This is a genomic window from Streptomyces sp. 184, assembly GCF_045781775.1.
In the GTDB taxonomy this organism is placed as follows: Bacteria; Actinomycetota; Actinomycetes; order Streptomycetales; family Streptomycetaceae; genus Streptomyces.
In genome coordinates this window covers 5,964,310-5,988,646 of the sequence record NZ_CP123230.1, presented here as the reverse complement: position 1 = coordinate 5,988,646, position 24,337 = coordinate 5,964,310, and the positions used below count along the sequence as shown (strand labels likewise).

The 24,337-nt window shown below is 73.8% G+C and carries 21 protein-coding genes, 1 other RNA gene and 1 pseudogene; 10 read left to right on the top strand and 13 right to left on the bottom strand.

Features of this window, described 5'->3' with window-relative positions; translation table 11 throughout:
• Window positions 1-69 precede the first annotated feature (69 nt).
• The 5 genes from QBL21_RS25425 to QBL21_RS25405 all read left to right on the top strand — a co-directional run bounded on the left by QBL21_RS25425 (window position 70) and on the right by QBL21_RS25405 (window position 5,201).
• A complete protein-coding gene (locus tag QBL21_RS25425; protein ID WP_407564543.1) occupies window positions 70-999 on the top strand; it encodes a Nif3-like dinuclear metal center hexameric protein in 930 nt (309 codons plus the stop codon).
• A complete protein-coding gene (locus QBL21_RS25420) occupies window positions 996-1,739 on the top strand; it encodes a zinc ribbon domain-containing protein (protein ID WP_407564542.1) in 744 nt (247 codons plus the stop codon). Before QBL21_RS25425 ends, QBL21_RS25420 begins: the two co-directional genes overlap by 4 nt.
• Window positions 1,739-2,914, top strand: coding sequence for a bifunctional RNase H/acid phosphatase (locus QBL21_RS25415; RefSeq protein WP_407564541.1), 1,176 nt, complete (start codon window positions 1,739-1,741; stop codon window positions 2,912-2,914). The genes QBL21_RS25420 and QBL21_RS25415 overlap by 1 nt, the downstream gene beginning before the upstream one ends.
• Window positions 2,915-3,075: 161 nt before the next feature.
• Window positions 3,076-3,663 carry a TetR/AcrR family transcriptional regulator gene (locus tag QBL21_RS25410; RefSeq protein ID WP_407564540.1) on the top strand — a complete coding sequence of 196 codons (588 nt, stop codon included), beginning with the start codon at window positions 3,076-3,078 and terminating at the stop codon, window positions 3,661-3,663.
• A gap of 35 nt (window positions 3,664-3,698) precedes the next feature.
• Window positions 3,699-5,201: an MFS transporter gene (locus QBL21_RS25405; RefSeq protein WP_407566558.1), complete on the top strand. Its 1,503-nt coding sequence runs from the start codon at window positions 3,699-3,701 to the stop codon at window positions 5,199-5,201.
• Between the two features lie 52 nt (window positions 5,202-5,253).
• On the opposite strand, the gene eda is transcribed toward QBL21_RS25405, so the two are convergent.
• Window positions 5,254-5,895: a bifunctional 4-hydroxy-2-oxoglutarate aldolase/2-dehydro-3-deoxy-phosphogluconate aldolase gene (eda, locus tag QBL21_RS25400; RefSeq protein WP_407564539.1), complete on the bottom strand. Its 642-nt coding sequence runs from the start codon at window positions 5,893-5,895 to the stop codon at window positions 5,254-5,256.
• Window positions 5,896-6,168: 273 nt separating this feature from the next.
• The gene (gene yaaA, locus QBL21_RS25395; RefSeq protein ID WP_407564538.1) at window positions 6,169-6,966 is read right to left on the bottom strand and encodes a peroxide stress protein YaaA; all 798 of its coding nucleotides are present in this window, start codon (window positions 6,964-6,966) and stop codon (window positions 6,169-6,171) included.
• Between the two features lie 233 nt (window positions 6,967-7,199).
• Here yaaA and QBL21_RS25390 point away from each other — a divergent pair, with 233 nt between their 5' ends.
• The gene (locus QBL21_RS25390) at window positions 7,200-9,143 is read left to right on the top strand and encodes a right-handed parallel beta-helix repeat-containing protein (RefSeq protein WP_407564537.1); all 1,944 of its coding nucleotides are present in this window, start codon (window positions 7,200-7,202) and stop codon (window positions 9,141-9,143) included.
• An 85-nt stretch (window positions 9,144-9,228) separates the two neighbouring features.
• Here QBL21_RS25390 and QBL21_RS25385 read toward each other — a convergent pair whose 3' ends face one another.
• The 9 genes and pseudogenes from QBL21_RS25385 to QBL21_RS25345 form a co-directional block, all read right to left on the bottom strand.
• Window positions 9,229-10,260: a chitinase gene (locus tag QBL21_RS25385; RefSeq protein ID WP_407564536.1), complete on the bottom strand. Its 1,032-nt coding sequence runs from the start codon at window positions 10,258-10,260 to the stop codon at window positions 9,229-9,231.
• 121 nt (window positions 10,261-10,381) lie between these two features.
• On the bottom strand, window positions 10,382-11,143 hold the full coding sequence (locus QBL21_RS25380; RefSeq protein ID WP_407564535.1) for a chitinase: 762 nt from the start codon (window positions 11,141-11,143) through the stop codon (window positions 10,382-10,384).
• Between the two features lie 189 nt (window positions 11,144-11,332).
• Window positions 11,333-12,022: a hypothetical protein gene (locus QBL21_RS25375; protein ID WP_407564534.1), complete on the bottom strand. Its 690-nt coding sequence runs from the start codon at window positions 12,020-12,022 to the stop codon at window positions 11,333-11,335.
• A 353-nt stretch (window positions 12,023-12,375) separates the two neighbouring features.
• Entirely contained in the window at window positions 12,376-12,939 is a 564-nt protein-coding gene (locus tag QBL21_RS25370; protein WP_407564533.1) for a CGNR zinc finger domain-containing protein, read from the bottom strand.
• On the bottom strand, window positions 12,936-13,514 hold the full coding sequence (locus QBL21_RS25365; protein WP_407564532.1) for a hypothetical protein: 579 nt from the start codon (window positions 13,512-13,514) through the stop codon (window positions 12,936-12,938). The genes QBL21_RS25370 and QBL21_RS25365 overlap by 4 nt, the downstream gene beginning before the upstream one ends.
• A complete protein-coding gene (locus QBL21_RS25360) occupies window positions 13,511-13,711 on the bottom strand; it encodes a hypothetical protein (protein WP_407564531.1) in 201 nt (66 codons plus the stop codon). The genes QBL21_RS25365 and QBL21_RS25360 overlap by 4 nt, the downstream gene beginning before the upstream one ends.
• Window positions 13,712-13,883: 172 nt before the next feature.
• Window positions 13,884-14,284: RNase P RNA component class A (gene rnpB / locus QBL21_RS25355), an RNA gene on the bottom strand.
• A gap of 131 nt (window positions 14,285-14,415) precedes the next feature.
• Window positions 14,416-15,132: pseudogene (locus tag QBL21_RS25350) on the bottom strand (DMT family transporter); the annotation flags it as partial.
• 120 nt (window positions 15,133-15,252) lie between these two features.
• A complete protein-coding gene (locus tag QBL21_RS25345; protein ID WP_407564530.1) occupies window positions 15,253-16,083 on the bottom strand; it encodes an AraC family ligand binding domain-containing protein in 831 nt (276 codons plus the stop codon).
• A gap of 68 nt (window positions 16,084-16,151) precedes the next feature.
• Here QBL21_RS25345 and QBL21_RS25340 point away from each other — a divergent pair, with 68 nt between their 5' ends.
• Both QBL21_RS25340 and QBL21_RS25335 read left to right on the top strand, forming a co-directional pair.
• Window positions 16,152-17,618 carry a pyridoxal-dependent decarboxylase gene (locus QBL21_RS25340; protein WP_407564529.1) on the top strand — a complete coding sequence of 489 codons (1,467 nt, stop codon included), beginning with the start codon at window positions 16,152-16,154 and terminating at the stop codon, window positions 17,616-17,618.
• Window positions 17,619-17,705: 87 nt separating this feature from the next.
• A complete protein-coding gene (locus tag QBL21_RS25335) occupies window positions 17,706-18,599 on the top strand; it encodes a MerR family transcriptional regulator (protein WP_407564528.1) in 894 nt (297 codons plus the stop codon).
• A 958-nt stretch (window positions 18,600-19,557) separates the two neighbouring features.
• Here the strand turns inward: QBL21_RS25335 and QBL21_RS25330 are convergent.
• Window positions 19,558-21,132 carry an RNB domain-containing ribonuclease gene (locus QBL21_RS25330; protein ID WP_407564527.1) on the bottom strand — a complete coding sequence of 525 codons (1,575 nt, stop codon included), beginning with the start codon at window positions 21,130-21,132 and terminating at the stop codon, window positions 19,558-19,560.
• A 131-nt stretch (window positions 21,133-21,263) separates the two neighbouring features.
• Between QBL21_RS25330 and QBL21_RS25325 the strand changes: the two genes are divergently transcribed.
• On the top strand, window positions 21,264-22,868 hold the full coding sequence (locus tag QBL21_RS25325) for an arylsulfotransferase family protein (protein ID WP_407564526.1): 1,605 nt from the start codon (window positions 21,264-21,266) through the stop codon (window positions 22,866-22,868).
• Between the two features lie 108 nt (window positions 22,869-22,976).
• On the opposite strand, the gene QBL21_RS25320 is transcribed toward QBL21_RS25325, so the two are convergent.
• Entirely contained in the window at window positions 22,977-23,519 is a 543-nt protein-coding gene (locus QBL21_RS25320; protein ID WP_407564525.1) for an MOSC domain-containing protein, read from the bottom strand.
• Between the two features lie 140 nt (window positions 23,520-23,659).
• Between QBL21_RS25320 and leuE the strand changes: the two genes are divergently transcribed.
• The gene (leuE, locus tag QBL21_RS25315; protein ID WP_407564524.1) at window positions 23,660-24,331 is read left to right on the top strand and encodes a leucine efflux protein LeuE; all 672 of its coding nucleotides are present in this window, start codon (window positions 23,660-23,662) and stop codon (window positions 24,329-24,331) included.
• The last annotated feature ends 6 nt before the right edge of the window (window positions 24,332-24,337 follow it).

The window sequence follows — 24,337 nt, the reverse complement described above, 5'->3', positions numbered from 1 at the left end:
CGCGCCGCTCCGCTGTGCTTACGAGCGGGCGCCGCGCCCGGGCCCTCTCGGCGGGGGTAGCCTTGCCCCGTGCCCGCACTTGCCGACGTCGTCGCCGCGCTCGAAGCCCTCTGGCCCGCCGCCCGCGCCGAGCCGTGGGACGCGGTCGGCACGGTGTGCGGCGACCCGGACGCCCGCGTGGAGCGCGTGCTGTTCGCCGTCGACCCCGTACGGGAGGTCGTCGACGAGGCCGTCGAGTGGGAAGCCGACCTGCTCGTCACCCACCACCCGCTCTACCTGCGCGGCACGTCGACCGTCTCGGCCGGCACGTTCAAGGGCCGCGTCGTGCACACGCTCATCAAGAACGACGTCGCGCTGCACGTCGCCCACACCAACGCCGACCGCGCCGACCCCGGCGTCTCCGACGCCCTCGCCGGCGCCCTCGGCCTGCGCGTCACCGGCCCGCTCGTGCCCGACGCCGACGACCCCGCCGGCCGCCGCGGCCTCGGCCGCCTCGGCGAGCTGGACGCCCCGGTGCCGCTGCGGGAGTTCGCCGACCGCGCCGCCGCGTCCCTGCCCCGTACCGCCACCGGCCTGCGCGTCGCCGGCGACCCGGAGGGCGAGGTCCGTACGGCCGCCGTCTGCGGCGGCTCCGGCGACGGCCTCTTCGACGCGGTGCGCGCCGCGGGCGTCGACGTCTACGTCACCGCCGACCTGCGCCACCACCCGGTCTCCGAGGCGCAGCAGCACGCCGCGCTGGCCGCGGGGGGCCGCCCGTACCTGATCGACGCGGGCCACTGGGCCACGGAGTGGCCCTGGTGCGAGCAGGCCGCCGCCCAACTGGACGCGGTCTCGGACCGGAACGGGTGGGGTCTGCGCACGCGGGTGTCGCGTATCGTGACCGACCCCTGGTCCGCCCACTCCCTCGCCCCGACGGCGACCGCACCATCCGCGAGCGCCGCGGGAGCCCCGACCCCCCACGCCAGCCTTGCCCCTACGAGCCCGGAGCAGCCAGCTTGAACGCAGCGTCCGCCGACCAGATCCGCCTGCTCGACGTCCAGGCCCTCGACGTCCGCCTCACCCAGCTCCAGCACCGCCGCAAGAACCTCCCGGAGCACGAGGAGGTCGCCGGCCTGGAGGCCGACCTCGTACAGCACCGCGACCTGCTCGTCGCCGCGCAGACCGAGGAGAGCGACACCGAGCGCGAGCAGTCCAAGGCCGAGAAGGACGTCGACCAGGTGCGCCAGCGCTCCGCCCGCGACCAGCAGCGGCTGGACTCCGGCGCGGTGACCTCGCCCAAGGACCTGGAGAACCTCCAGAGCGAGATCGCCTCGCTCGCCCGGCGGCAGAGCGACCTGGAGGACGTGGTCCTGGAGGTCATGGAGCGCCGCGAGACCGTGCAGGAGCGGATCACGGAGCTGACCGGGCGGGTCGAGTCGGTTCAGGCCAAGATCACGGACGCCACGGCGCGGCGGGACGCGGCGGTGGGCGAGATCGACAGCGAGGTCGCCGCGGTCACCAAGGAGCGCGCGGGCGCCGTCGGCGAGATCCCCGCGGACCTGCTGAAGCTGTACGACAAGCTGCGCGAGCAGCAGGGCGGCGTCGGCGCGGCCCGGCTGTACCAGCGGCGCTGCGAGGGCTGCCGGCTGGAGTTGAACATCACCGAGATCAACGAGGTACGGGCCGCGGCCCCCGACACCGTCGTACGGTGCGAGAACTGCCGCCGGATCCTGGTCCGTACGCCCGAATCCGGCCTCTGATGCCCGGCCCGTCCCGGCGCGCGTTCGTCGTCGAGGCGGACGGCGGCTCGCGGGGGAACCCCGGGCCCGCCGGGTACGGCGCCGTGGTGCGCGACGCGGACGGCGCGGTGCTGGCCGAGGACGCGGCGTACGTGGGGGTGGCCAGCAACAACGTCGCGGAGTACCGGGGGCTCATCGCCGGGCTGCGGGCGGCGCGCGGGCTCGACCCGGACGCGGAGGTCCGGGTGCGGATGGACTCCAAGCTGGTCGTGGAGCAGATGTCGGGGCGCTGGAAGATCAAGCACCCCGGGATGCGCGAACTCGCCGCCGAGGCGCGGGAGGTCTACCCGCCGGGGCGGGTGTCGTACGAGTGGATCCCGCGGGAGAAGAACAAGCACGCCGACCGGCTCGCGAACGAGGCGATGGACGCCGGCAAGCGCGGTGAGCGGTGGACCCCGGCGGCCTCGCGGGCGGAACTGGACGCGGGGGCCGGGGGCGGCGGTTCCCCGGTACGGGCCGAGGGCGTCGGCACGTCCGCCACGCCCCCCGTGGGCTGGGGCCCCGCCGACGCCGGGGCGGCCACCACGCTCCTGCTGCTGCGCCACGGCGAGACCGACCTCACCCCCCAGAAGCGCTTCTCCGGCAGCGGCGGCACCGACCCCGCGCTCTCCGGAACCGGCCGCGGCCAGGCCGCTGCCGCCGCCGCACTCCTCGCCGCCCGCGGCACCGTCCAGGCCGTCGTCAGCTCCCCGCTGCGCCGCTGCCGCGAGACCGCGGAGGCGGTAGCCGGGCGGCTCGGGCTCGACGTCGGCGTCGAAGACGGCCTGCGCGAGGCGGACTTCGGCGCCTGGGAAGGGCTGACGTTCGCCGAGGTGCGCGAGCGCCACCCCCAGGACCTCGCCGCCTGGCTGCGCTCCACGAAGGCGGCACCGACCGCAGGCGGGGAGTCCTTCGCCGAGGTCAGCCGCCGCGTCGGGCTCGCCCGCGACAGGATCCTCGCGCGCTACGCCGGCCGCACGGTGCTGCTCGTCACGCATGTGACGCCGGTCAAGACGCTGGTCCGGCTGGCGCTTGGCGCCCCGCCGGAGTCGCTGTTCCGGATGGAGCTGTCGGCGGCGGCGCTGTCGGAGGTCGCGTACTACGCGGACGGGCACGCGAGCGTCCGCCTGCTGAACGACACCTCCCACCTGCGCTGACCCACCCGCGCTGACCCACCCGCGCCGACCCACCTCACCCTCCTCACCTCCCCCTGGCACGGGCGGCACCCACCGCCCGTGCACCGTGCTGCCCGCGTTCTGGTACGGACGTACATGTACAGTGGTACTAGTACATGCGTACAGCAACCGGAGGGATCCCGATGCCCGAGTCCGACCAGCCCGCCGCGCGCAGCCGCCGCGACCCGCAGGCACGCCGCCGCGCGATCGTGCGCGCCGCGGCAGACCTGCTGGTGGAGGGCGGTGGCGGCGACATCACCCACCGCCGGGTCGCCGAGCGCGCCGGAGTGCCGCTGGGGGCGACCACGTACTACTTCACCTCCCTCGACGAACTGCGCGAGGCCGGGCTCCAGGTCCTGGTGGACGAGATCGACGAGTTCATCGACTACGCCAGACGCGTCTCGGCCGGCCGGCCGCGCGAGCCGGAGTCCCTGGCCCGGCTCCTCCACGACTACTTCTGCGACCGCGACCGGATGCGCTCCGACCTCGCCCTCTACGGCGCCACGATCCACCGCCCGGAGCTGCACCCCCTGGCGCTGCGCTGGTTCGACGGGATGGTCGGGCTGCTGAGCGACTGGACCGACCCGGCCACCGCGCGGCTGCTCGCCGGCTTCGCGGACGGCGTCGGCCTGCACGTGATGCTCCGGGGCGAGCCCGTCGAACTCGACGAGCTGACCCGGGCGATCACCGCCCTGATGCGTTCGGGTACGGCCCGGGAGGAGGCGCGGTGAGTACGGAGAAGACCGCGCCGGACCGTACCGCCGGGCTGAGCCGCGGGCGGCGCTGGGCCGCGCTTGTGGTGCTGTCCGCCAGCCTCCTCGTGATCGCCATGGATATGACGATCCTGAACGTCGCCCTCCCGCACATCACCGCCGACCTCGCCCCCTCCGCCGCGCAGCAGTTGTGGATGGTCGACATCTACGCGCTGATCCTGGCCGGGCTGCTCGTCCCCGTCGGCGCCCTCGCCGACCGCTACGGGCGCAAGCGGATGCTGCTCGCGGGCTATCTGCTCTTCGGCGGCTTCTCGCTGGCGATCCTGGCCGTCGACAGCGCGGCCGGGGTGATCCTCGTCCGCGCGCTGCTCGGCGTCGCCGGGGCCATGATCATGCCGACGACGCTGTCGATGATCCGCGTGGTCTTCACCGACCCGAAGGAGCGGGCGACCGCCCTGGGGATCTGGGCGGCGACCTCGGCGGTGGGCATGGCGGTCGGGCCGGTCGTCGGCGGGCTGCTGCTGGAGCACGTCTCCTGGCACTCGGCGTTCCTGATCAACGTGCCGCTGATGGCCGCCGCGATCGTCGCGGGCCTCTTCCTGCTGCCCGAGTACCGCACGGCGGTCAGGCCGCGCTGGGACCTGCCGGGCACGTTCGCCACCATCGCGGGCATGGTCGCCCTGGTCTGGTCGATCAAGCACTTCGCGAAGGAGGGCTTCGGCGACGCGTCGTCGTGGGCGGCCCTGGGCGCTGCGGTGCTGATCCTCGGCTGGTTCGTACGCCGCAGCCTGCACCGCCCCGACCCGATGCTGGACCTGCGGCTCTTCCGCCGGCCGCCGTTCACGGCGGGCATCGCCGCGGCGCTGGCGTCGATGTTCGCGCTGGGCGCGCTGCTGCTGCTGGTCGCGCAGTGGCTCCAGCTCGTCGACGGCCGCACGCCGTTGCAGGCGGGCGTCGCCCTGACGCCGGCGGCGATAGCCATGTGCGTCGCCTCACCGCTCGCGCCCGCGCTCGCGGCCCGGATCGGGGCGCGGACCGTCCTGTCCGGCGGGCTGGCGCTCGCGGGCGTCGGCTTCCTCGTCATCTACCTGGCGCCGAGCCCGATCGGCTACCCGTGGATGGCGGCGGCGCTGGTGCTCCTCGGCGGCGGCGGGAGTTCGCTGGCGGTCGCCTCGGGGATCATCATGGCGGGCACCCCGCAGGAGAAGGCCGGCAACGCGGCGGCGCTGGAGGAGACTTCGTACGAGCTGGGCAGCGTGCTCGGCGTCGCGGTCCTGGGCAGCATCGCCGCGGCGGCGTACCGCTCGCACCTGGGGGAGGGGGTGCTGAGCGCGCTGCCCCCGGCGCAGGCGCACGACGCCCGCGAGTCGCTGGCCGGGGCGATGGAGGTGGCGGAGCGGACGGGCTCGGCGCGGCTCGCGGGGCGGGCGGCGGACGCGTTCGTCGACTCGCTCGCGCTGACGGGGCTGGCCGGCTTCCTCACGCTGCTGGGCGCGGCGGTGCTGACGGCGGTGCTGGTGCCGCGGGACCTGGACCTGACGAAGCAGTCGCACTGAGGGGCCGCCGGAGCCTGGGGCGGCCGACCGCCCGGAGCGGCCCCGCCCGGACTCAGCGGTTGCCCAGCGCCGCGGCCTCGCCGGCGAGCTTCTCCACCGTCGCCCAGTCCTTCGCCGCCAGCGCCGCCTTCGGCAGCATCCACGTACCGCCCACGCAGCCGACGTTGGGCAGCGCGAGGTAACGCGGCGCCGACTCCACCGTGATCCCGCCCGTCGGGCAGAACCGGGCGCGCGGCAGCGGCGAGCCGAGGGACTTCAGATACGCGATGCCGCCCGACGCCTCCGCGGGGAAGAACTTCATCTCCGTCACCCCGCGCTCCAGCAGGCCCATCGCCTCCGACACCGTGGACACGCCGGGCAGGTACGGCAGGCCCGAGGCGACCGTCGCGGCGAGCAGTTGGTCCGTGGTGCCGGGGCTGACGAGGAACCGGGCGCCCGCGGCGGCGGAGGCGGTCACGGCGTCGGAGTCCAGCACGGTGCCGGCGCCGACCACGGCGTCCGGCACCTCGGCGGCGATGGCCCGGATCGCGTCGAGCGCGGCGGGCGTGCGCAGGGTCACCTCGACGGCGGGCAGCCCGCCGGCGACCAGCGCGCGCGCCAGCGGCACGGCGTCGGCGGCGTCGTCGATGACGACGACCGGGATGACGGGGGCGAGGCCGAGGACGGAGGGGATGGGGGCGGAGTCAGTGGTCACGCCGTCATCGTGCCTCTGGGAACAGGCCGGTGCAACGCACGTTGCGTACGGCGCAACGCGGACCGCCGGGCCGGCGGCGGCAGGCCCGCGTGTTGTCGGAGGGGCGGCCTACCCTGGGGCGGGAGTGCGGGGTTGCACGGGCGAGCGGGCCGAACGGCCGACAGGGCAGCGGCCGACGGCCAGCACGCCCAGGCATACGCGCCCGCGCCCATGCACATGCGCCCGCGTCCCCTGCATACGCGGACGCCCCGCGTGCCCGCCGTGCCCTTCCGCCTACAGCTCCGCCACCACCACGTCCAGCTCCCACGGCTGCCCCGCCCGCCGCGGTGCCTCGCCTTCCACGCGGTATCCCAGGTCCCGCAGCGCCGTCAGCAACTGCTGCGGCGTGCGCGGCTTCGCGCCCGAGGTCAGAAGGTCGCGGAGCAGCCGGCCCTTCGTCGCCTTGTTGAAGTGGCTGACCACCGACCGCTTCTCCACCCCGTCCACCACCGTCGCGTGCAGCACCCGCACCGCCGCCGTGCGCGCCGCCAGTTCGCCGCGGGGCCGCCAGGCCGCCGCGTACGCCGACGAGCGCAGGTCGAGGACGAGCCCGCGCCCCGCCGCCGCCGGCAGGACGGCGTCCAGCGGGCCGCGCCAGTACGCGCCGAGCGGCCCGGCGCCGGGGAGGCGTACGCCCATGGAGCAGCGGTACGCGGGGATGCGGTCGCCGAGCCGGACGGCGCCCCACAGGCCGGAGAAGACCAGCAGCGACGCCGACGCGCGCCGCTTCGCCGCGGGGTCGAGGGTGGCGAGGCCGAGCGCGTCGTAGAGGACGCCGGTGTAGAGCTGCCCCGCGGGGCGGGTGGGCGCGGTCCGTAGCCGTGCGTTGCGCGCGACTTCGCCGCGCAGCCCCTCGGTGAGGCCGAGCACGTCGGCGGCCTTCTCCTCGTCGGCCGCGCAGAGTTCGACCAGCTCGTCGAGGACGGCCTCCCGGGCGTCGGTGAGGCCGGGCAGGGAGAGCGCTTCCAGTTTCAGTGCGGCTCCGCGCCTGCCCTCGGTCTTGCCCTCGGACGGCGGCAGCAGTACGAGCACGAATCCTCCCGCGATGACGATTCCGGTTCCCCTCCGCCCTCCGGCAGCCTACCCGCGCGGCGCCGCACCCCCGCAGGAGGCCGCCGTGCGCGGACCATTGACAAACCCGCGACCTGCCTCAAAACTCTGACTGCCGATCAGCAAGACTTCGACTCTGTTACGCAAACTTACGTTGATTTCTTGCAAGAGAGCGGCATGCGCACTCTGTCAGCCCCCACAGAACAGAGGACACCATGAAGTGGAAGCAGCTCAGACGGCGCGTGGCCGTCGGTGTACCGGCGCTCGGCCTGGTCGCGATCGGGGTCCTGCCCGTATCCGGCTCGGCGTTCGCCGGCGTCGCCCCCGAGGGTGACAGCGGCGGCTCCGCCGGGACCGGCGCGGTCGCCGCCCCGGCCGGCGCGGAACTGCCGTACGTCGAGTACGAGGCAGAGGCCGGCACGTACGACGGCACCCTGCTGGAGGCCGACGCGAAGCGGACCTTCGGGCACACGAACTTCGCGTCCGAGTCCTCGGGCCGTCAGTCGGTGCGGCTGGAGAACACCGGTCAGTACGTCGAGTTCACCTCGACCGCCCCGACCAACTCCATCGTCGTGCGCAACTCCATCCCCGACGCCCCGGGCGGCGGCGGTGCGGAGGCGACCATCAGCCTTTACGCGGACGGCGAGTTCGTGCAGAAGCTGGACCTGTCGTCCAAGCACAGTTGGCTGTACGGCAACACCGACGACCCCGAGGGCCTGACCAACAACCCCCAGACCGACGCCCGCCGGCTCTTCGACGAGTCCCACGCGCTGCTGGAGAACAGCTACCCGGAGGGCACCACCTTCCGCCTCCAGCGCGACGCCGACGACTCCGCCGCGTTCTACGTCCTCGACCTGATCGACCTGGAGCAGGTCGCGCCGCCGTCCGAGAAGCCGGCCGCGTGCACGTCGATCACCGAGTACGGCGCCGTCCCGGACGACGACACCGACGACACCGAGGCCCTCCAGGCGGCCGTGACCGCCGACCAGAACGGCGAGATCGAGTGCGTCTGGGTCCCGCCGGGCCAGTGGCGGCAGGAGCAGAAGATCCTGACCGAGGACCTCGCCGGCGGCCAGTACAACCAGGTCGGCATCAGTGACGTCGACATCCGCGGCGCCGGCATGTGGCACTCGCAGTTCTACACGCTGACCCCGCCGCACGAGGCCGGCGGCATCAACCACCCGCACGAGGGCAACTTCGGCTTCGACATCGACAAGAACACCAAGATCTCCGACATCGCCATCTTCGGCTCCGGCACCATCCGCGGCGGCGACGGCAACCACGAGGGCGGCGTGGGCCTCAACGGCCGCTTCGGCGTCGGCACGGAGATCTCCAACGTGTGGATCGAGCACGCCAACGTCGGAGTCTGGGTCGGCCGCGACTACTCCAACAGGCCGGAGCTGTGGGGTCCGGCCGACGGGCTGAAGTTCAGCGGCATGCGGATCCGCAACACGTACGCCGACGGCATCAACTTCACCAACGGCACCCGCAACTCCGAGGTCACCAACTCGTCGTTCCGCACCACCGGCGACGACTCCCTCGCGGTCTGGGCCAGCAAGTACGTGAAGGACCCGGCCACCGACATCGGCCACGACAACCACTTCAGCAACAACACCATCCAGCTCCCCTGGCGTGCCAACGGCGTCGCGATCTACGGCGGTTACGGCAACACCGTCGAGAACAACCTGATCTCCGACACCGCGAACTACCCCGGCATCATGCTCGCCACCGACCACGACCCGGTGCCCTTCTCGGGCGAGACGGTGCTCTCGGGCAACTCGCTGTACCGCTGCGGCGGCGCGTTCTGGGGCGAGGCGCAGGAGTTCGGTGCGATCACGCTCTTCCCGGCGGGCCAGCCGATCCCGGGCGTGACCATCAAGGACACCGACATCCACGACTCGACGTACGACGGGATCCAGTTCAAGACGGGCGGCGGCGAGATGCCGAACGTCAACATCACGAACGTGTCGATCGACAAGTCCAACAACGGCTCCGGCATCCTGGCCATGGGCGGCGCCCGCGGCAGCGCGAATCTCACGAACGTCACCATCACCGGCTCGGCCGAGGGTGACGTGGACATCGAGCCGGGTTCGCAGTTCGTGATCAACGGCTGGCCGGGCGCGGAGAACGGCACCCCGGCCCGTAGCAAGGAGGACTGACAGCACCACCGCATGCCATCCCCGAGGCGGGGCCGGCCGGGACGTCACGTCCCGCCCGGCCCCGCCGCTTTGCGCCTGGGTTGGGCTACGGCAGTCCGTCGACGTGCGGGCCCACCGTGTCCGACCAGGTGTTGCCGCTGCTCGCGTCCCAGTTGGTCGACCAGGTCATCGCGCCGCGCAGGCCCGGGTACGTCTTCTCCGGCGTGAACGAGCCGCAGCCGGTGCCCCGCGTCAGGCAGTCGAGCGCGTCGGTCACCACGCCCGGATCCACGTACCCGCCGCCCGCCGCCCGCGGCGAGGCGGGAGTGCCGAGGCCGACCTGCGAGGGGTCGAGCCCGTTCTCCAACTGGATGCAGGCCAGTGCGGTGAGGAAGTCGACCGAGCCCTGGGAGTAGACCTGGCCGTCGCAGCCCAGCATGGAACCGCTGTTGTAGTACTGCATGTTGACGACGGTGAGGAAGTCCTTGATGTTCAGCGCCGTCTTGAAGTACTCGTTCTCCGGCGACTGCATGTCGATGGTCTGCGGCGCCATCGTGACCACCAGGCCGTCACCGGCGCCCGCGTGGATCGCCTCCAGAGCCTGCGTCATGTAGGTCGAGTTGAGCCCGTTCTCCAGGTCGATGTCGACGCCGTCGAAGCCGTACTCCTCCATGAGCGACAGGATGCTGCCGGCGAACGCGTCCGCGGACGCCGCGTCGTTGACGGAGACGGCGCCGCGCTCGCCGCCGACCGAGATGACGACCGACTTGCCGCCCTCCTGCTTGGCGGCGATGTCCGCCTTGAAGGCGTCCTCGGTGTAGTCGAGCGCGGGGTCGAGGGTGAAGTCGACCTGACCGGGCGAGCCGGTCGCGTCGGCGAAGGCGACGGCGACGATGTCGTACGCCTCGGGGACGTCGGCGATGGTCTGGACGGCGGCGCCGTTGTCGAAGTTCTGCCAGTAGCCCGTCACGGCGTGCGCGGGCACGGCGGCGGCGCCCCGGGCGGCCGGCTCGGGGTCGGCGGCGGCCTCGGCGACCGCCACGGCGAGCAGCCCGCCGGCGGCGAGCGACGCGGCGGCGAGGGCGCTGACGAGGCGTTTGCGTGTCTTCCGGATCCTGTGGGTACGTACGCGTGCCACAACTGCCTCCGGTGGGGGATGTGGGGGGTGGGTGTGCGTCGATGACGGCGGGCGCGGGGCCGCCCCGGGAAGGTCGGGACGGACCCCGCGCCGGCCGCGTTCTGTCGGCGGCTCGCGCCGGTCAGCAGCTCAGGTTGTCCCCCGGGCTGGTGCCCAGGATCTGCACGAACTGCGTGTACTTGTCGATCCGGCTCTGCACCTGACCGGGGTTGCCGCCGTTGCACTCGATCGACCCGTTGATGGCCCGGATCGTCTCGCCGAACCCGTGCCCGCCGACGATCGCGTCGTGCGCGGGCATCGACCCGGGCCCGGACTGCGTCATCCAGTACCAGATGCCGGTCTGCCACGCCACGGAGGCGTTCTGCTCCACCTGCCAGGGGTTGTTCAGCAGGTCGATGCCGAGCGCGTCGCCGGCGGCCTTGTAGTTGAAGTTCCAACTGAGCTGGATGGGCCCGCGCCCGTAGTACGCGGCCTGCCCGGCGGGACAGCCGTAGGGCTGCGACGCGTCGCAGTAGTGCGGGTAGTTGTCCTGGTTCTGCTCGACGATGTGCACGAGCCCGCCGGTCTCGTGGCTGACGTTCGCCAGGAAGGCGGCGGCCTCCCGCTTCCTGGTGGTGTCGTCACCGGTGTTGGCGAACGCGGGGTACGCGTTGAGCGCGTCGGTCAGCCCCTGGTACGTATAGAAGGCGTTCCGCCCCGGGAACATCTGGTTGAACTGCGCCTCGCTGACGACGAACGCGGCGGCGGCCGACTTGTCCGCGCCCGGGCCTCCCGCGTCGTCCTCGCCGGCCGACGCGGTTACGGGCAGCACCACGGCCAGCGCCGCGGCGAGCACCCCGATCGCGAGCAGGGCCTTGAACTTCGTTCCGAGTTTCCTCAGCACCTCATCACTCTCCTGGTGGGGGGTCACCGGCGAGAACGCCGGTGTTGGAGCTTGACGGGGCGCAGTCAATCACTATTGGTCTGCACCAGACAAGGTGTAGACCAATGGCTTCTGCCCAGGTCGACTTGTCGCCTTTCGTGCCGGGTTCGTGCGGGCCCCGCGACATCGCGGGGCCCGCCGGGGCGTGGGTCAGCTCCAGCCGCCGAAGAAGTCGGAGTTGAGCTGGGCGTTGCAGATGTTGTAGTCGCCGCTGGCGTGGCCGTCGGCGGTGGAGCCGTCGACGCTGACCGAGCAGTTGATGTCGCCCCCGCCCATGAGCTGGGCGAAGACGTGGAAGTACAGGGCGTCTTCGTCGATGGGAAGCGTGGTCTCGAAGGATCCTGACCAGGTGCCAGAGCGGGAGTCGGAGTCGGTGCCGTAGGTGATGTCGACACCGGCGGGGGCGTCGCCCCACACCTTGAACACGGCCTTCGGCTTGGACTCCGGCTTCGGTTCCGGCTTGGGCTTGTCCTTCTTCGGCTCCTCCCGGGGCTTGTCGTCGGCCGGAGCCTCGGCCTTCTCCGTCTTCGGCTCGTCGGCCTTCTCGGGAGTGGCGGGGGCGGTGCTGGAGGTGTCGGCCGCCGCGGGCTTGCCGTCGTCGTCGGTGCCTCCACCGCCGAGGGCGGCGGAGATGACGCTGATGGCGACGATCACGGCGACGACGCCGAGACAGCCGAAGCCGATGACCTTGCCGCGGTCCCTCTTCTTCGGCGGGGGCGGGGGGTAGCCCTGGTGCGGCGGGTACGGCGGCTGCCCGTACGGCTGGGTGGGCTGCGACGGATGGCCGTAGCCCGGCTGTTGAGGTTCTCCGGGCTGCTGGGGCTGCTGCGGATACGTCATATGGTGATCCCCCCTGATTCGCGTGGAGACGGGACTTTAGGTGGGGAAATGCCTGGGCGGAATGGGCCATTCGGCCCCGGCTGCCGGCGCGTTGGAGCGCGCCGAGGTCAGCGCGATGGCGTGCAGGGGAGGGGGCGCCTGCGGATTACCCGGAGCGCTTCCCGCTTCGGGCAGCAGAGGCGGCGGAAGCCACGCTGCGGAGGCCGGGCATCAAGACCTCCGGCACACCTTCCATCTTCACGTGCCTTCAGAACGGCATCCCTGAGCACTCGCCGGCGGGGCCGGGTGGACTCTTCGTGCCTGCGTGCAGGCGGGTCTTCGGAGTGGGGGAGTGCAGGTGCCGGACGTTTCCGTCAGGAGTGGGTGGAGCGGTAGCGGGCGGCTTTGGCCTGGTTGCCGCATGTCTTCATGCTGCACCAGCGGCGCCGCCGGCCGCGGGAGGAGTCGATGAAGAACCAGCCGCACCGGTCACAGGCCCGGATCCCCTGCGGGGGCGGGGTGAGGACGAGCGCGACGGCCCCCAGTGCCAGGATCGCGAGGACTCCGTCGGGTTCCGGTGAGGTCGTGGAGCCGTCAGGGCTCACGGTGACGTGGGCGCTGCCGCGGCGGGCGGTGTCGAGCAGCCCGGTGAAGGAAGCTGCGGGGATCGTCCGGCCGTCCTCGTGCGCGTCGAAGACCGCCCAGAGCAGCCCGCGCAGAGCGCGAGCCTCCTCCAGGGCGGCGTCGGTGACGACGTGACTCGTCCCGCTGCCCGCGGGCAGGAGGCGTGCCCGGTCGAGCCAGGCGGCGAGTGCTTCGGCGCCGGTGAGCAGGTCGGCACCGAGTTCGGGCCGGCGACGGTAGACGGTGTTCGCGAAGTCGAGCGCGACGTCACCGGCGATGAAGTGGTCCCCGCTCCAGGCGGTCGCGGCGGTCACGGGAGCTTGTAGCGCACGATAGGCCGGTCGTGCCTGGCCCGGGCGATCTCGGTGAACCCGGCGTCGGTGAAGGCGCCGGCGATGCCGGTCATCGCCGTGTCCGGCCCTGCCCTCCGCCCGGCGGGCGGCTCGATCGGATACGCCTCGACCGTCCGCGTCGGCGAGGTCTCGGCGAGGTAGTCGCACACCGCGGTGATCCACGCCGCGGACAGGCCGCCGCCCCGGTGCTCCTTCTTGATGAGCAGGCAGGTGAGCGAGACCACGGGCTCGTCGTCGACCGGCTTCAGCAGCGCCGAGCGCTGCATGCGGGGGAAGTCCGAGCGGTTCCCGAAGGCGCACCAGGCCGCCGGCTCGGCATCGAGATACCCCACGACGCCCGGCGGCGTCTCACGCTCGGCAAGGGCGCGTATGGCGGCCCTGTTGCCGTCGCCCTTGTTCTCCATCCACTCGGCGATGCTCGACCGCCAGTGCATGCACCAGCAGCCGGCGGCCCCGCCGCGCGCGCCCATCACGGTCTCGAAGTCCTCCCAGGTGTTCGCCGTAAGCGGCCTGACCGTCCACTGCGCCGGGCTCACGCGGCGACCCCGGCGCGCTCGAACACGTCGCCGGCGAAGGCGACCCTGAGGCCGGCGACCTCGGTGGCACGGGTCCCCAGCAGGAAGTGCCCGGCGTCGTGCACCGCCGTCGGCGACGGCACCCCCGCCTCCCTGTAGTGCACCCGCAAGCCCTCCAGCTCCCGGTGTCGATGCCTTGTCCTGGCTGCGAGCTTCACGACGGACTCCCTCCATCTCGCGGACCGCGTCGGCCATGGAGTAACCGTACTACGGATGATAAACAGTTACGGGCGGCCCAGGTCGCAGGCCGGCCCGGGGCGAGCCCAGTCCTGGAACTCGCCAAAAAGGGCCCCCGGACCAGCGATTTCGCTGGTCCGGGGGCCCTGCGGGCGGACGAGTCGGCCTGTACGCCGGGTTCTGTCTCCCGGGGGCCTTGCGGTCCGCGGGGAGGCGGTCATCCATCTGGGACCGGTGTTGCCACCGGCCTCGTGCGGTCTACCCGCGGACTCGGGCGGGCAGCCCTCGGTCGTCCGCGCAGGGTCGCATCCGCGGCCCCTCTTGACCTTGCTCCGGGTGGGGTTTACCTAGCCGCCCGGGTCACCCCGGGCGCTGGTGGTCTCTTACACCGCCGTTTCACCCTTACCGGGGGCCGAAGCCCCCGGCGGTTTGTTTTCTGTGGCACTGTCCCGCGGGTCACCCCGGGTGGGCGTTACCCACCACCCTGCCCTGTGGAGCCCGGACGTTCCTCGGCGGTCCCCGTGGGGGACCGACGCGACCGCCCGGCCGGCTCGTCCGCCGTGGGGACCATGTTAGTCGCAGCGATGGTCTCCGCGTCGCCGCCGGGGTCCGAGGAGGCGGCGGTGGCCAGGAAGGAGCCGGCCAGGATGAGGACGAAGGCGGCGGCGATGGTGCCGGTCAGGGACTCGTCGAGGAAGGCGACGCCCGCGGCGACGGCCACCGCCGGGTTGATGTACGTGAAGACCACCGCGCGCGTCGGGCCCACCTCGCGGATCAGTTCCAGGAAGACCACGAACGCCAGCGCCGTGCACAGCACCCCCAGGCCGACGAGCGAGGCGAGCACCTTGCCGGACGGCGTCGTGTCCGGCCAGGTGGCGATGCCGGCCGGGGCGTAGACGAGGGCGGCCAGCAGCAGGCAGGGGGCGATGAGCTGGAGCGTCGGTACGTCCTTGAGCCGGCGGGCGATGATCAGCGGGGCGGTGGCGTAGCCGAGGGCGGTGAGCATGACCTCGGTGATCGCCCACGCCGAGCCGCCGCTCAGCTCCGGCGCCGCCAGCACCGCGACGCCCGCGAGCCCCAGCCCCAGGCCCAGCCAGCGGCGGCGGCCCAGGCGCTCCTCGTCGCCGAGGAGCCTGGCGAGGATCACGCCGATCGTCGGCACCGCGGCGATCAGCAGGCCGGCCATGGCGCTGGACAGCTTCCGTTCGGCGTCGGTCAGGGTCCACCACGGGCCGATGATCTCGATGCAGGCGAACGCCAGCATCGGCGCCCAGTGCGTTCGTACGGTACGGAACAGCCCTCCGCCGCGCAGCGCGAGCGGCAGCAGGACGAGCGCGCCCAGCGCGCACCGTACGAAGACGACCCCCGACGGCGACACCGCGTCCACCGCCACCTTGATCATCAGATACGGGACTCCCCAGATGACGCCCATGAGGAGGAAGAGAACCCAGCCGCGTGCAGTCATGCCGCCCAGCGTCCAGGGGCGGGCCCTCCGTTGTCTTGAATGCCGTTGCGCCTGTTGCTACGGCCGTACGCTCCGGCGGTACGCCGCCGGGGTCGCCCCCAGCACCCGCCGGAACCACCGCGTCAGGTGCGCCTGGTCCGCGAAGCCCACCAGGCCCGCCACCTCCGCCGGCCGGTGCCCCGCCTCCAGCAGCCCCCGCGCCCGCTCCACCCGGTGCTGCGCGAGCCAGGCGTACGGGGGCATGCCCATGGTGTCCCGGAACGCGCGCAGCACCTGGTAGCGGGAGAGCCCCAGGTCGCAGCCGATCGCCGCCAGCGACGGCGGGTCCGTCAGCTCGTCCGCCAGCCGGTCCCGTACCGCACGGGCGATGCCGCTGCCCAGCGCGGCGCCGGCGGCCGGGCGGGCGCGGCCGTGGCGGCAGGCCAGGGCGGCGAGCAGCCACGGCAGCCGCGACTCCGCCTCCAGCGGCTCCGCGCCGCGGTCGACCGCGACGTGGGCGGCGCGCAGCGCGGCGGCCAGGGCCGGGTCGTCGATGACGGGCTCGGCGAAGTGGGCGTCGGTGCAGGCGCCGTCGGTGAGCAGCGCCATGGAGGGGTAGAACGCGCGGTACCCGTAGCCCCCGTCGCCCAGCGGGCCGCCGGTGTGGGCCTCGCCGGGGGCGAGGACGACGATGCTGCCGGGGCGGGCCCGGATCCGGTCGCCGCGGTAGTCGATGACCTCGGCGCCGTGCGTGCAGACGCCGACGGCGAACTCGTGGTGGGCGTGCGGCGCGTAGCGGTGCGCGGTGAAGCACGCCGTCATCAGGTACAGGGACTGGCCCGCGCCGAGCGGCGTCCGCGTCCAGCGCGCGTACTCCTCGGGGCCCCTCGCGCCCCCCGTGCCGCTCATGTGTCGCATTGTGCTCGATGCCGCGGGGCTCTTGCCAGCGGGATTCCGCGGCTGTCTACGATGCGCGGATGTCGCAGCGAGATCTGTCCCCCGAAGAGTTCCGCGAGCTGGGCCACGCCTACGTCGACTGGATCGCCGACTACCGCGCCCGGGTCGGCGACCTGCCGGTGCTGCCGGACGTCGAGCCCGGCTGGGTGCGCGAGCGGCTGCCCGCGAAGCTGCCGGAGGAGGGCGAGCCGCTGACGGCGGTGCTGGCGGACATGGACCGGGTCGTGGTGCCCGCCACCACCCACTGGCAGCACCCCGGCTTCTTCGCGTACTTCCCGGCCAACGCCTCCCTCGCCTCCCTCCTCGGCGACATGCTCTCCACCGGCCTCGGCTCCCAGGGCATGCTGTGGTCGACCTCCCCGGCCTGTACGGAGCTGGAGCAGCACCTGCTCGACCAGCTCGCCGACGCCCTCGGCCTGCCCGCGGAGTTCACCTTCGGCGGCGGTGGCGGCGGCGTCATCCAGGACTCGGCGTCCTCGTCCTCGCTGGTGGCGCTGCTCGCCGCGCTGCACCGGACCTCCGGCGGCGCGTGGCGGACGGCCGGCCGGGACGGGCGCGAGGTGCTGTACGTCTCGGCGCACACGCACTCCTCGCTGGAGAAGGCGGCGATCGCCGCCGGGCTGGGGGCCGGTGCCGTACGGATCGTGGACTCCGCCCCCGACGGCGAGGCGGGCGGCGGCCAGGCGATGTCGCCGGCGGCGCTGGCCGCGGCGGTACGCGAGGACGTGGCCGCCGGCCGCCGGCCGGTGATGGTGTGCGCGACGATCGGCACCACCGGCACCGGCGCCGTCGACCCGGTGCGCGAGATCGCGGCGGTCTGCGCCGAGTACGGCGTCTGGCTGCACGTGGACGCCGCCTGGGCCGGCGCCGCCGCGTTCTGCCCCGAGCACCGCGGGCTCTTCGACGGCGCCGGCCTCGCGGACTCGTACAGCACCGACGGGCACAAGTGGCTGCTCACCGCCTTCGACTGCAACCTGTTCTGGACCCGCGACACCGCCACCCTCGTCGGCGCCCTGACCGTGCTGCCGGAGTACCTGCGCAACGCCGCCAGCGAGTCCGGCGCCGTCGTCGACTACCGCGACTGGCACCTGCCGCTGGGCCGCCGCTTCCGCGCGCTGAAGCTGTGGACGGTGCTGCGCCGCTTCGGCCTGGAGGGCATCCGGGCCCACGTGCGCCGGCACGTCGGGCTGGCCGCGGAGCTGGAGTCGTGGGCGGCGGCCGACCCGCGCTTCGCGCTCGGGGTGCCGCGCAGCCTGGCGCTGGTGTGCCTGTACGTCGCCACCGGCCGCGGTACCGACGCCGACAACGCCGCGACGCAGGCGGCGCTGGAGCGGATCAACGCCGGCGGGCGGTCGTACGTCACGCACACGGTGGTCGACGGCCGCTATCTGCTGCGGGTCGCGGTCGGCGGGCTGGAGACCGAGCTGCGGCACGTACGGGCGCTGTGGGACGACCTGTGCGCCGCGGCGGACGCGGTGACCGGCTGATCCGCCGCCCCCGGTCGCCCCGGTTCCCTCCGGTCACCCCGGCCCGTCGCTTGACCTTGTCGCGACGTCAACGTTTCTACTGAGGCCATGCGAATCGGAGAGCTGGCCGCGCTCGCCGGGGTGACCACCCGTACCGTGCGGCATTACCACCGCATCGGGCTGCTGCCCGAGCCCGCCCGCCGCGCCAACGGCTACCGCGTCTACACCCTGCGCGACGCCGTCGAGCTGGCCCGCGTGCGCCGCCTGACCGAGCTGGGCCTCAGCCTGGACGAGGTCCGCGACGCGCTCGCCGACGACGCGGGCAAGGAGCTGCACGAGATCCTCGCCGAGCTGGACGCCGACCTCGCCCGGCAGGAGGCCGCCGTCCGGCAGCGCCGCGCCCGCCTCGCCGAGCTGCTGCGGCACGCGGAGAGCGGCGGGCTGACGGCCGAGGGGCCGGTGTCGCCGGAGCTGGCGGCGGTCTTCGCCGACATGTCCCGCGCCTCGGCCCGGCTCGGCGTCCCGGAGCCGGTGAGCGCGGCGAAGGAGCGGGAGCTGCTGGCGCTGCTGGACACCACCGCGGACGACGCGCGCCGGGGCTGGCTGGACGCGCTGCTGCACGCGCTCAGCTCCGACCCGGAGGCGATGACGCGCGCGTACGACATCTACGCCCGGCTCGACGAGCTGGCCGGCGCCGAGGTCACCGACCCGCGCGTCGGGGAGCTGGCGCGGGACGTGGTCGCCGCCCTGCCGGACGAGGCGCTGGACCTGGTCGCCGCCGGCGACGGCGGGGCGGGCCAGGACGGGACCGGGAAGGGCGCCGGGGGCGGCGGCGAGGAGAGCGGGGAGGCTTTCGCGGAGATGTTCTTCGCGGACTTCCCCCCGGCGCAGGCCGAGGTCATGCGCCGGGCGATGGCCCTGCTCGGAGAGTGGACGGGCGGGGCCGGCGAGGCGGGCGGGGCCGGGCGCGCGGACCGGCGGCGCGGGGAGAGTGCGTCGTGAACGCGCTGCGCCGCACGGTCCGCTGGGCCCTGGCCTCGCTCGTACCCGGCGAGCTGCTGCTCGTCCTCTGCCTCGCCTCGGGCGTACGCGTCCCGGACCCCGTGCTGCTCGCCGTCGAGGTGGCCGTCCTGCTGGTCACCGCGGCCCTGGTCACGCTGCTGGCCGCCGACTACCGCCGCCACCGCGGCGCGGGCCTGGCGCCCCGCGCGGCCGGTCTGGAGGCCGTACGGGACAGTGTCCCGGCCGCCGTCCGCAAGCTCACCGTGCACGAGGTGAAGCTCTTCACCGCCACCCTGCGCTGGCTCGCGCGCCGCCCGAAGCACGGCGTCGGCCCCGGCGACACCGCCGTCCCGTACGCCTCCGGGCAGGCGTTCACGTTCTACGGCTTCCTCTTCGTCTCGGTGATCGAGACCGTGGCGCTCGCCCTCGTCATCCCCTGGCCGGTGGTGCACGCCGTCGTGCTGGTCCTCGACATCTGGGGCATCTACTTCATCCTCGCGCTCCAGGCGGCCTGCGCGGTCCGGCCGCACGTCATCGGCGCGGACGGCTCACTGCGCGTACGGTACGGGGTCCTGCTGGACATCCCCGTACCGGCGGAGCTGATCGCGAACGTCCGGCTGGAGCGCCGCTTCCCCGACGGCGGCGGGCTACTGCGGCTGGACGGCGACGGCACCGCCGACCTCGCCGTCGGGGGGCAGACGACGGTCACCGTCGAGCTGAGCGGGCCGGTGTCGTTCGTCCGGCCGCTGGGCAAGCGGGCCGAGGCGCGGGTGCTGCGGATCTACGCGGACGACCCGCGGCCGGTGGTCGACGCCCTGCGCCGGGCGCGCGCGGCGCGCGACGAAGCGCGGGAGCGGGCGCAGGCGGAGGGCGAGACGGGGACAGGGACAGGGACAGGGGCGGGGACGGGGGCGGGGGCGGGGACGGAGACGGAGGCCGGTGCGGCGTCGCTGCCCGCTCAGGGCGCCGGTACGAAGCGCACGGGGGACACGCCGGGCTCCGCGGCCGTCAGCCGTACCCGCAGCCGGTGGCCGAGCGGCAGCGGCTCCTCGCCGGCGGGCGCCGCACGGCCAACGGACGCCACGTCCGCGGGCACCACGACATCCGCGGGCTCCGCCGCATCCGCGGGCCCCGCGACATCCCCAGGCCCCGAGCCGTCCGCGGTGCCCCCGGAGCCCTCCGACTCCACGCGGCCGATGACCGCCGGTTCGTAGAGCTGCACCGTGCCCCGCGTCGGCCGGCGTTCGTCGACCTCCACCACGTGCCCGTCGAAGACCTCCCCGATCCGCCCGCTCATGATCGCCGCCTCGACCAGGTCCACGCACTCCCGCTCCAGCCGCCCCGCCCGCCGCGCGCCCCCGGCCATCAGCTCCGGGATGCCGCCCAGCGCCTCGCGCACCCACTCGGGCGCAGGCTCGCCGGCCGCCGCCGCCACGCACAGCTCCCCGGCGTACCGGTCCACCAGCCGCCGCAGCGGCGCCGTGCAGTGCGCGTACTCGGCGGCCACCGCGGCGTGCACCGCGTCCTGCCGCACCGGCGGCCCGCCGTCGAAGGCGGTGTAACCGGCGCCGCGCAGCAGCGCGGTGCACTCCTGGAGGAACGCCGCGTGGTTGGCCATCTGCGGGTTGAGGGAGCGGAGCAGCTCGGGGTAGTCCAGGCCCTCGGGCCAGTCGACGTCCAGGGCGCGGGCCACCCGGTGCAGATACGTCAGCGCGCAGCGCCGCGCGGGCGGCAGGGTGCGCAGGATGCCGGTGCCCGCCGCGAGCATCAGGTCCGCGGCGGCCATGCCGGTGAGCAGGGACACCTGTGCGTTCCAGCCGTCGGCGGGCAGCGGGGCGCGGTACTCCAGCGTGTAGCCGCCGTCCCGCTGCACCACCTCCTGCTCCGGTACGCCCAGCGAGATCCCGCCGCGCTCGCGCTCCAGTTCCTCACGCAGCAGCCCGACGTCGCGGAGCAGTGCGACCGGCTCCTCGGCGGTGCCCTCGTCGATGGCCTGCTGGACGCCGCCGTAGTCGAGCCGCGCGCGGCTGCGTACCAGCGCGCGGCCGACGGTGGCCTCGGCGATCTGCCCGCTGGAGTCGAGGTCGATCTCCCACAGCAGCGCGGGTGCGGTCTGGTCGGGCAGCAGGCTGGCGGCGCCCTCGGACAGCCGCTCGGGGTGCAGGGGCACGCGGGTGTCGGGGAAGTACAGGGTCGTCACGCGGCGGCGCGCCTCGGCGTCGACGGCCCCGCCGGGGGTCACGAACGCGGCGACGTCGGCGATGGCGTAGCGGATACGGAAGCCGCCGCCGCCCCGGCGGGCGAGGTGCAGGGCCTGGTCCAGGTCGCGGGAGCCGGGCGGGTCGACGGTGTAGAGCGGGATGTCGGTCGCGTCCCGCTCGGGCAGCCGGGGGGCCTTCGCGGCGCGGTCGGCCTCGGCGAGCACCTCGGGCGGGAACGCCGCGGGTACGTCCTCCGCGGTGCGCAGCCGGCGCAGGGCGGCGCGGAGCGGGGCGTCCTCGGCGTCGGCGGCGTGCAGGATGCGTTGGGGCACGCATAACACCCTAATTCGGGCGTGCGCCTCGGGCGCGCCACCGCGGCCGGATCCGCCCCCCGCGCCCCATGAGTGACCGCTCTGTCACCGGACGGTTGGTAGACGTGGAATCCCCCACCTCCGGGAGAGACATGCCCACCCCTCATGTATCCCGTCAGTTGTCGCGTACGTGCACCGCGATCATCCTCGGCGGTCTCGTCGCGACCCTCCCGCCCGCGGCGGTCGCACACCCCGCCGCGGCGGGCAGCCCAGCGGGCAGCACGGTCGCGGCGGGCAGCGCGGCGGGAAGTACGGCCGCGGCGGGACGTGCGGTCGCACCGGCCGCGGAGGAGCCGTCCGACCGGCCGCCCCCGCCCCTCGACGTGCTGGAGCGCCGGCCCGGCATGAGCGACGGCCTGCTGTTCGTCGGACCGCAGAAGAACCCCGGCCGCCTCACGCCGCCGCCCGGCGAGGAGCCGCCGCCCGAGGCCGGCCGCGGCCCCCAGATCGTCGACGACCGCGGCCGGCCCGTCTGGTACCACCGCGTCCCGCAGAACGACTACGTCACCGACTTCCGCGTGCAGGAGTACCGCGGCGAGAAGGTGCTGACCTGGTGGCAGGGCAAGAGCGACAACGCCGGCCTCGGCGAGGGCGTCGGCTACATCGCCGACGAGAACTACGACATCATCGCCACCGTCCGCGCCCCGGACCCGGAGCAGAGCATCGACCTGCACGAGTTCCGGCTCACCCCCGAGGGCACCGCCCTGGTCGTCAGCTACCAGCAGCGGCCCTACGACCTCACCCCGGTCGGCGGCCCCGCGGACGGCGACGTCATCGAGAGCGTCGTGTGGGAGCTGGACGTCGCCACCGGCAGGCCGCTGCTGGAGTGGCGCAGCCTCGACCACGTGCCGCTCAAGGACTCCGACGAGCGGCCCTCGGGCCGCGCCGGCACCCGCCCCTTCGACTACCTGCACGTCAACTCCGTCTCCCTCGACACCGACGGCAACCTCCTCGTCTCCGCCGTCGGCACCAGCACCGTCTACAAGCTCGACCGGGAGACCGGCGAGGTCATCTGGCGGCTGGGCGGCAGGAACAGCGACTTCCGGCTCGGCGCGGGCGTGCGCACCATCGCCCAGCACGACGTCATGGCCGTGGGCGACGGCACGTACCGCATGTTCGACAACCAGAACATGCACTCCGACGGCTACGAGTCCCGGGTCGCGTGGCTGCGCATCGACCCGCGGCGCGGCACCGCCGAGCTGGCCCGCCAGCTCGTGCACCCCGACCGGATCTCCACCGCCGTCACCGGCGGCAGCCAGGGTCTGCCGGGCGGCAACACCCTGGTCGGCTGGGGTTCCGCCGGCCGCGTCTCGGAGTTCGACGCGAACGGGCGGCTGGTGTTCGACGCCGCCTTCCCCGCGGAGTACAGCTCGTACCGCGCCTACCGCGAGGAGTGGGAGGCCGAGCCCGGGACGGCTCCGGAGGTACGGATCGACGGGGCGTCCGGCGACGCGCACGCGGTGTGGAACGGCGCCACGGAGGTCGCCGGCTGGCGGGTGCTCGCCGGCGACGCGCCGGACGACCTGCGGCCCGTCGCCCGCGAGGCGTGGGACGGCCTGGACACGGACGTCGACCTGCCGGCGGACGCGCGGGACGCGGCGTACGTCAAGGCGGAGGCGCTGGACGCGGACGGCGACGTGATCGGCGCGTCCGCGGTCACGAAGACCGGTGCGGCCGGCGAGAGCGGCGCCGGCTGAGCACCGGCGGCCCACGCCGCCGGCCCGGCGGCGTGGGCGTCACCCGCAGGCCCTCAGGCCGTCAGACCGTCAGGCGCTCACGTGCCCAGGCCCCCACCTGCTCAGCCCTCAGACCTTCTGGAGCGGGCGGTGCGGCGCGGCCGGGAGTACGACGCCGACCGGGTCTCCGGGACGTACGACACCGCCCGCCACCACCACGCTCATGACGCCCGACTTGCGCACCACCCTGCCCGCCGCGTCCCGGCCCACGACCTGCTTCAGCAGCCCGTCCTGGAAGTCGTCTATCTGGCGGCAGGGGTTGCGCAGCCCGGTGATCTCCACGACGGCCTCCGCGCCGAGGTGCAGCAGCGTGCCGGTGGGCAGGCCGAGCAGGTCGAGGCCGCGGGTGGTGACGTTCTCGCCCAGCTCCCCGGGGCGTACCGGGAAGCCCGCCGCGGCGAGATCCGCGAACAGCTCCTCGTGGATCAGGTGCACCTGCCGCAGGTTCGGCTGGGAGGGGTCGCGGGCGACCCGGGAGCGGTGCCGGACCGTGACGCCGGCGTGCACGTCGCCCTCGACGCCGAGCCCGGCGAGCAGGGTGACCGCCTCGCGGGCCGGCTTGTGGAACGTGTACTCGCCGCTGCGGCAGACCGCCGTGACCGTGCCGTTCATGCCGTACGGGCCCCCTTAGCCGTGACCGGTGATCCGCTACGAGCCTAACCGGCCCCCTGTACGGACCGGCATCCGTCCGGCATGCGGGAAAGCCGATAATCGATTCGTCGGATCCGCGGGTGCATGGCAGCCTGGCCCGCATGCTTGGAGTCACCGATCTGTCGACGTACCTCGCCGGGCTGGCCCTGATCATCCTGCTCCCGGGCCCCAACTCGCTCTACGTCGTCTCCGTCGCCGCCCGCCGCGGCGCCCGCGCCGGCTACCGCGCGGCGGGCGGCGTGATGTGCGGCGACATGGTGCTCATGGTGCTCTCCGCGGGCGGCGTGGCCTCGCTGCTCCAGGCCAGCCCGGCGGCGTTCGCCGTCGTCAAGTTCGCGGGCGCCGGCTATCTGACGTGGCTGGCGGTCGGGATGCTGCGCGGGGCGTGGCGGATGTGGCGCGAGCGCGAGGTGCGGGCCGCCGCCCGGGCCGAGGGCGAACCGGCGCGGGCGGAGCCGGCGCGCGAGGAGATGGAGCGCCCGTACCGCCGGGCGTTCGTCGTCAGTCTGCTCAACCCGAAGGCGATCCTGTTCTTCGTCTCGTTCTTCGTGCAGTTCATCGACCCGGCGTACGCGCACCCGGAGCTGACGTTCCTCGTCCTGGCGGCCTGGGCGCAGCTCTTCAGCATCACGTACCTGACCGCCCTGATCTTCAGCGGCACCCACCTCGCCGCCCTCTTCCGCCGCAAGCGGCGGCTGACGGCCGGGATGTCGGCCGCGGCGGGCACGGCGTTCCTCGGCTTCGCCGCCAAGCTGTCGGTGAGCAGCGCGTGACTTCCG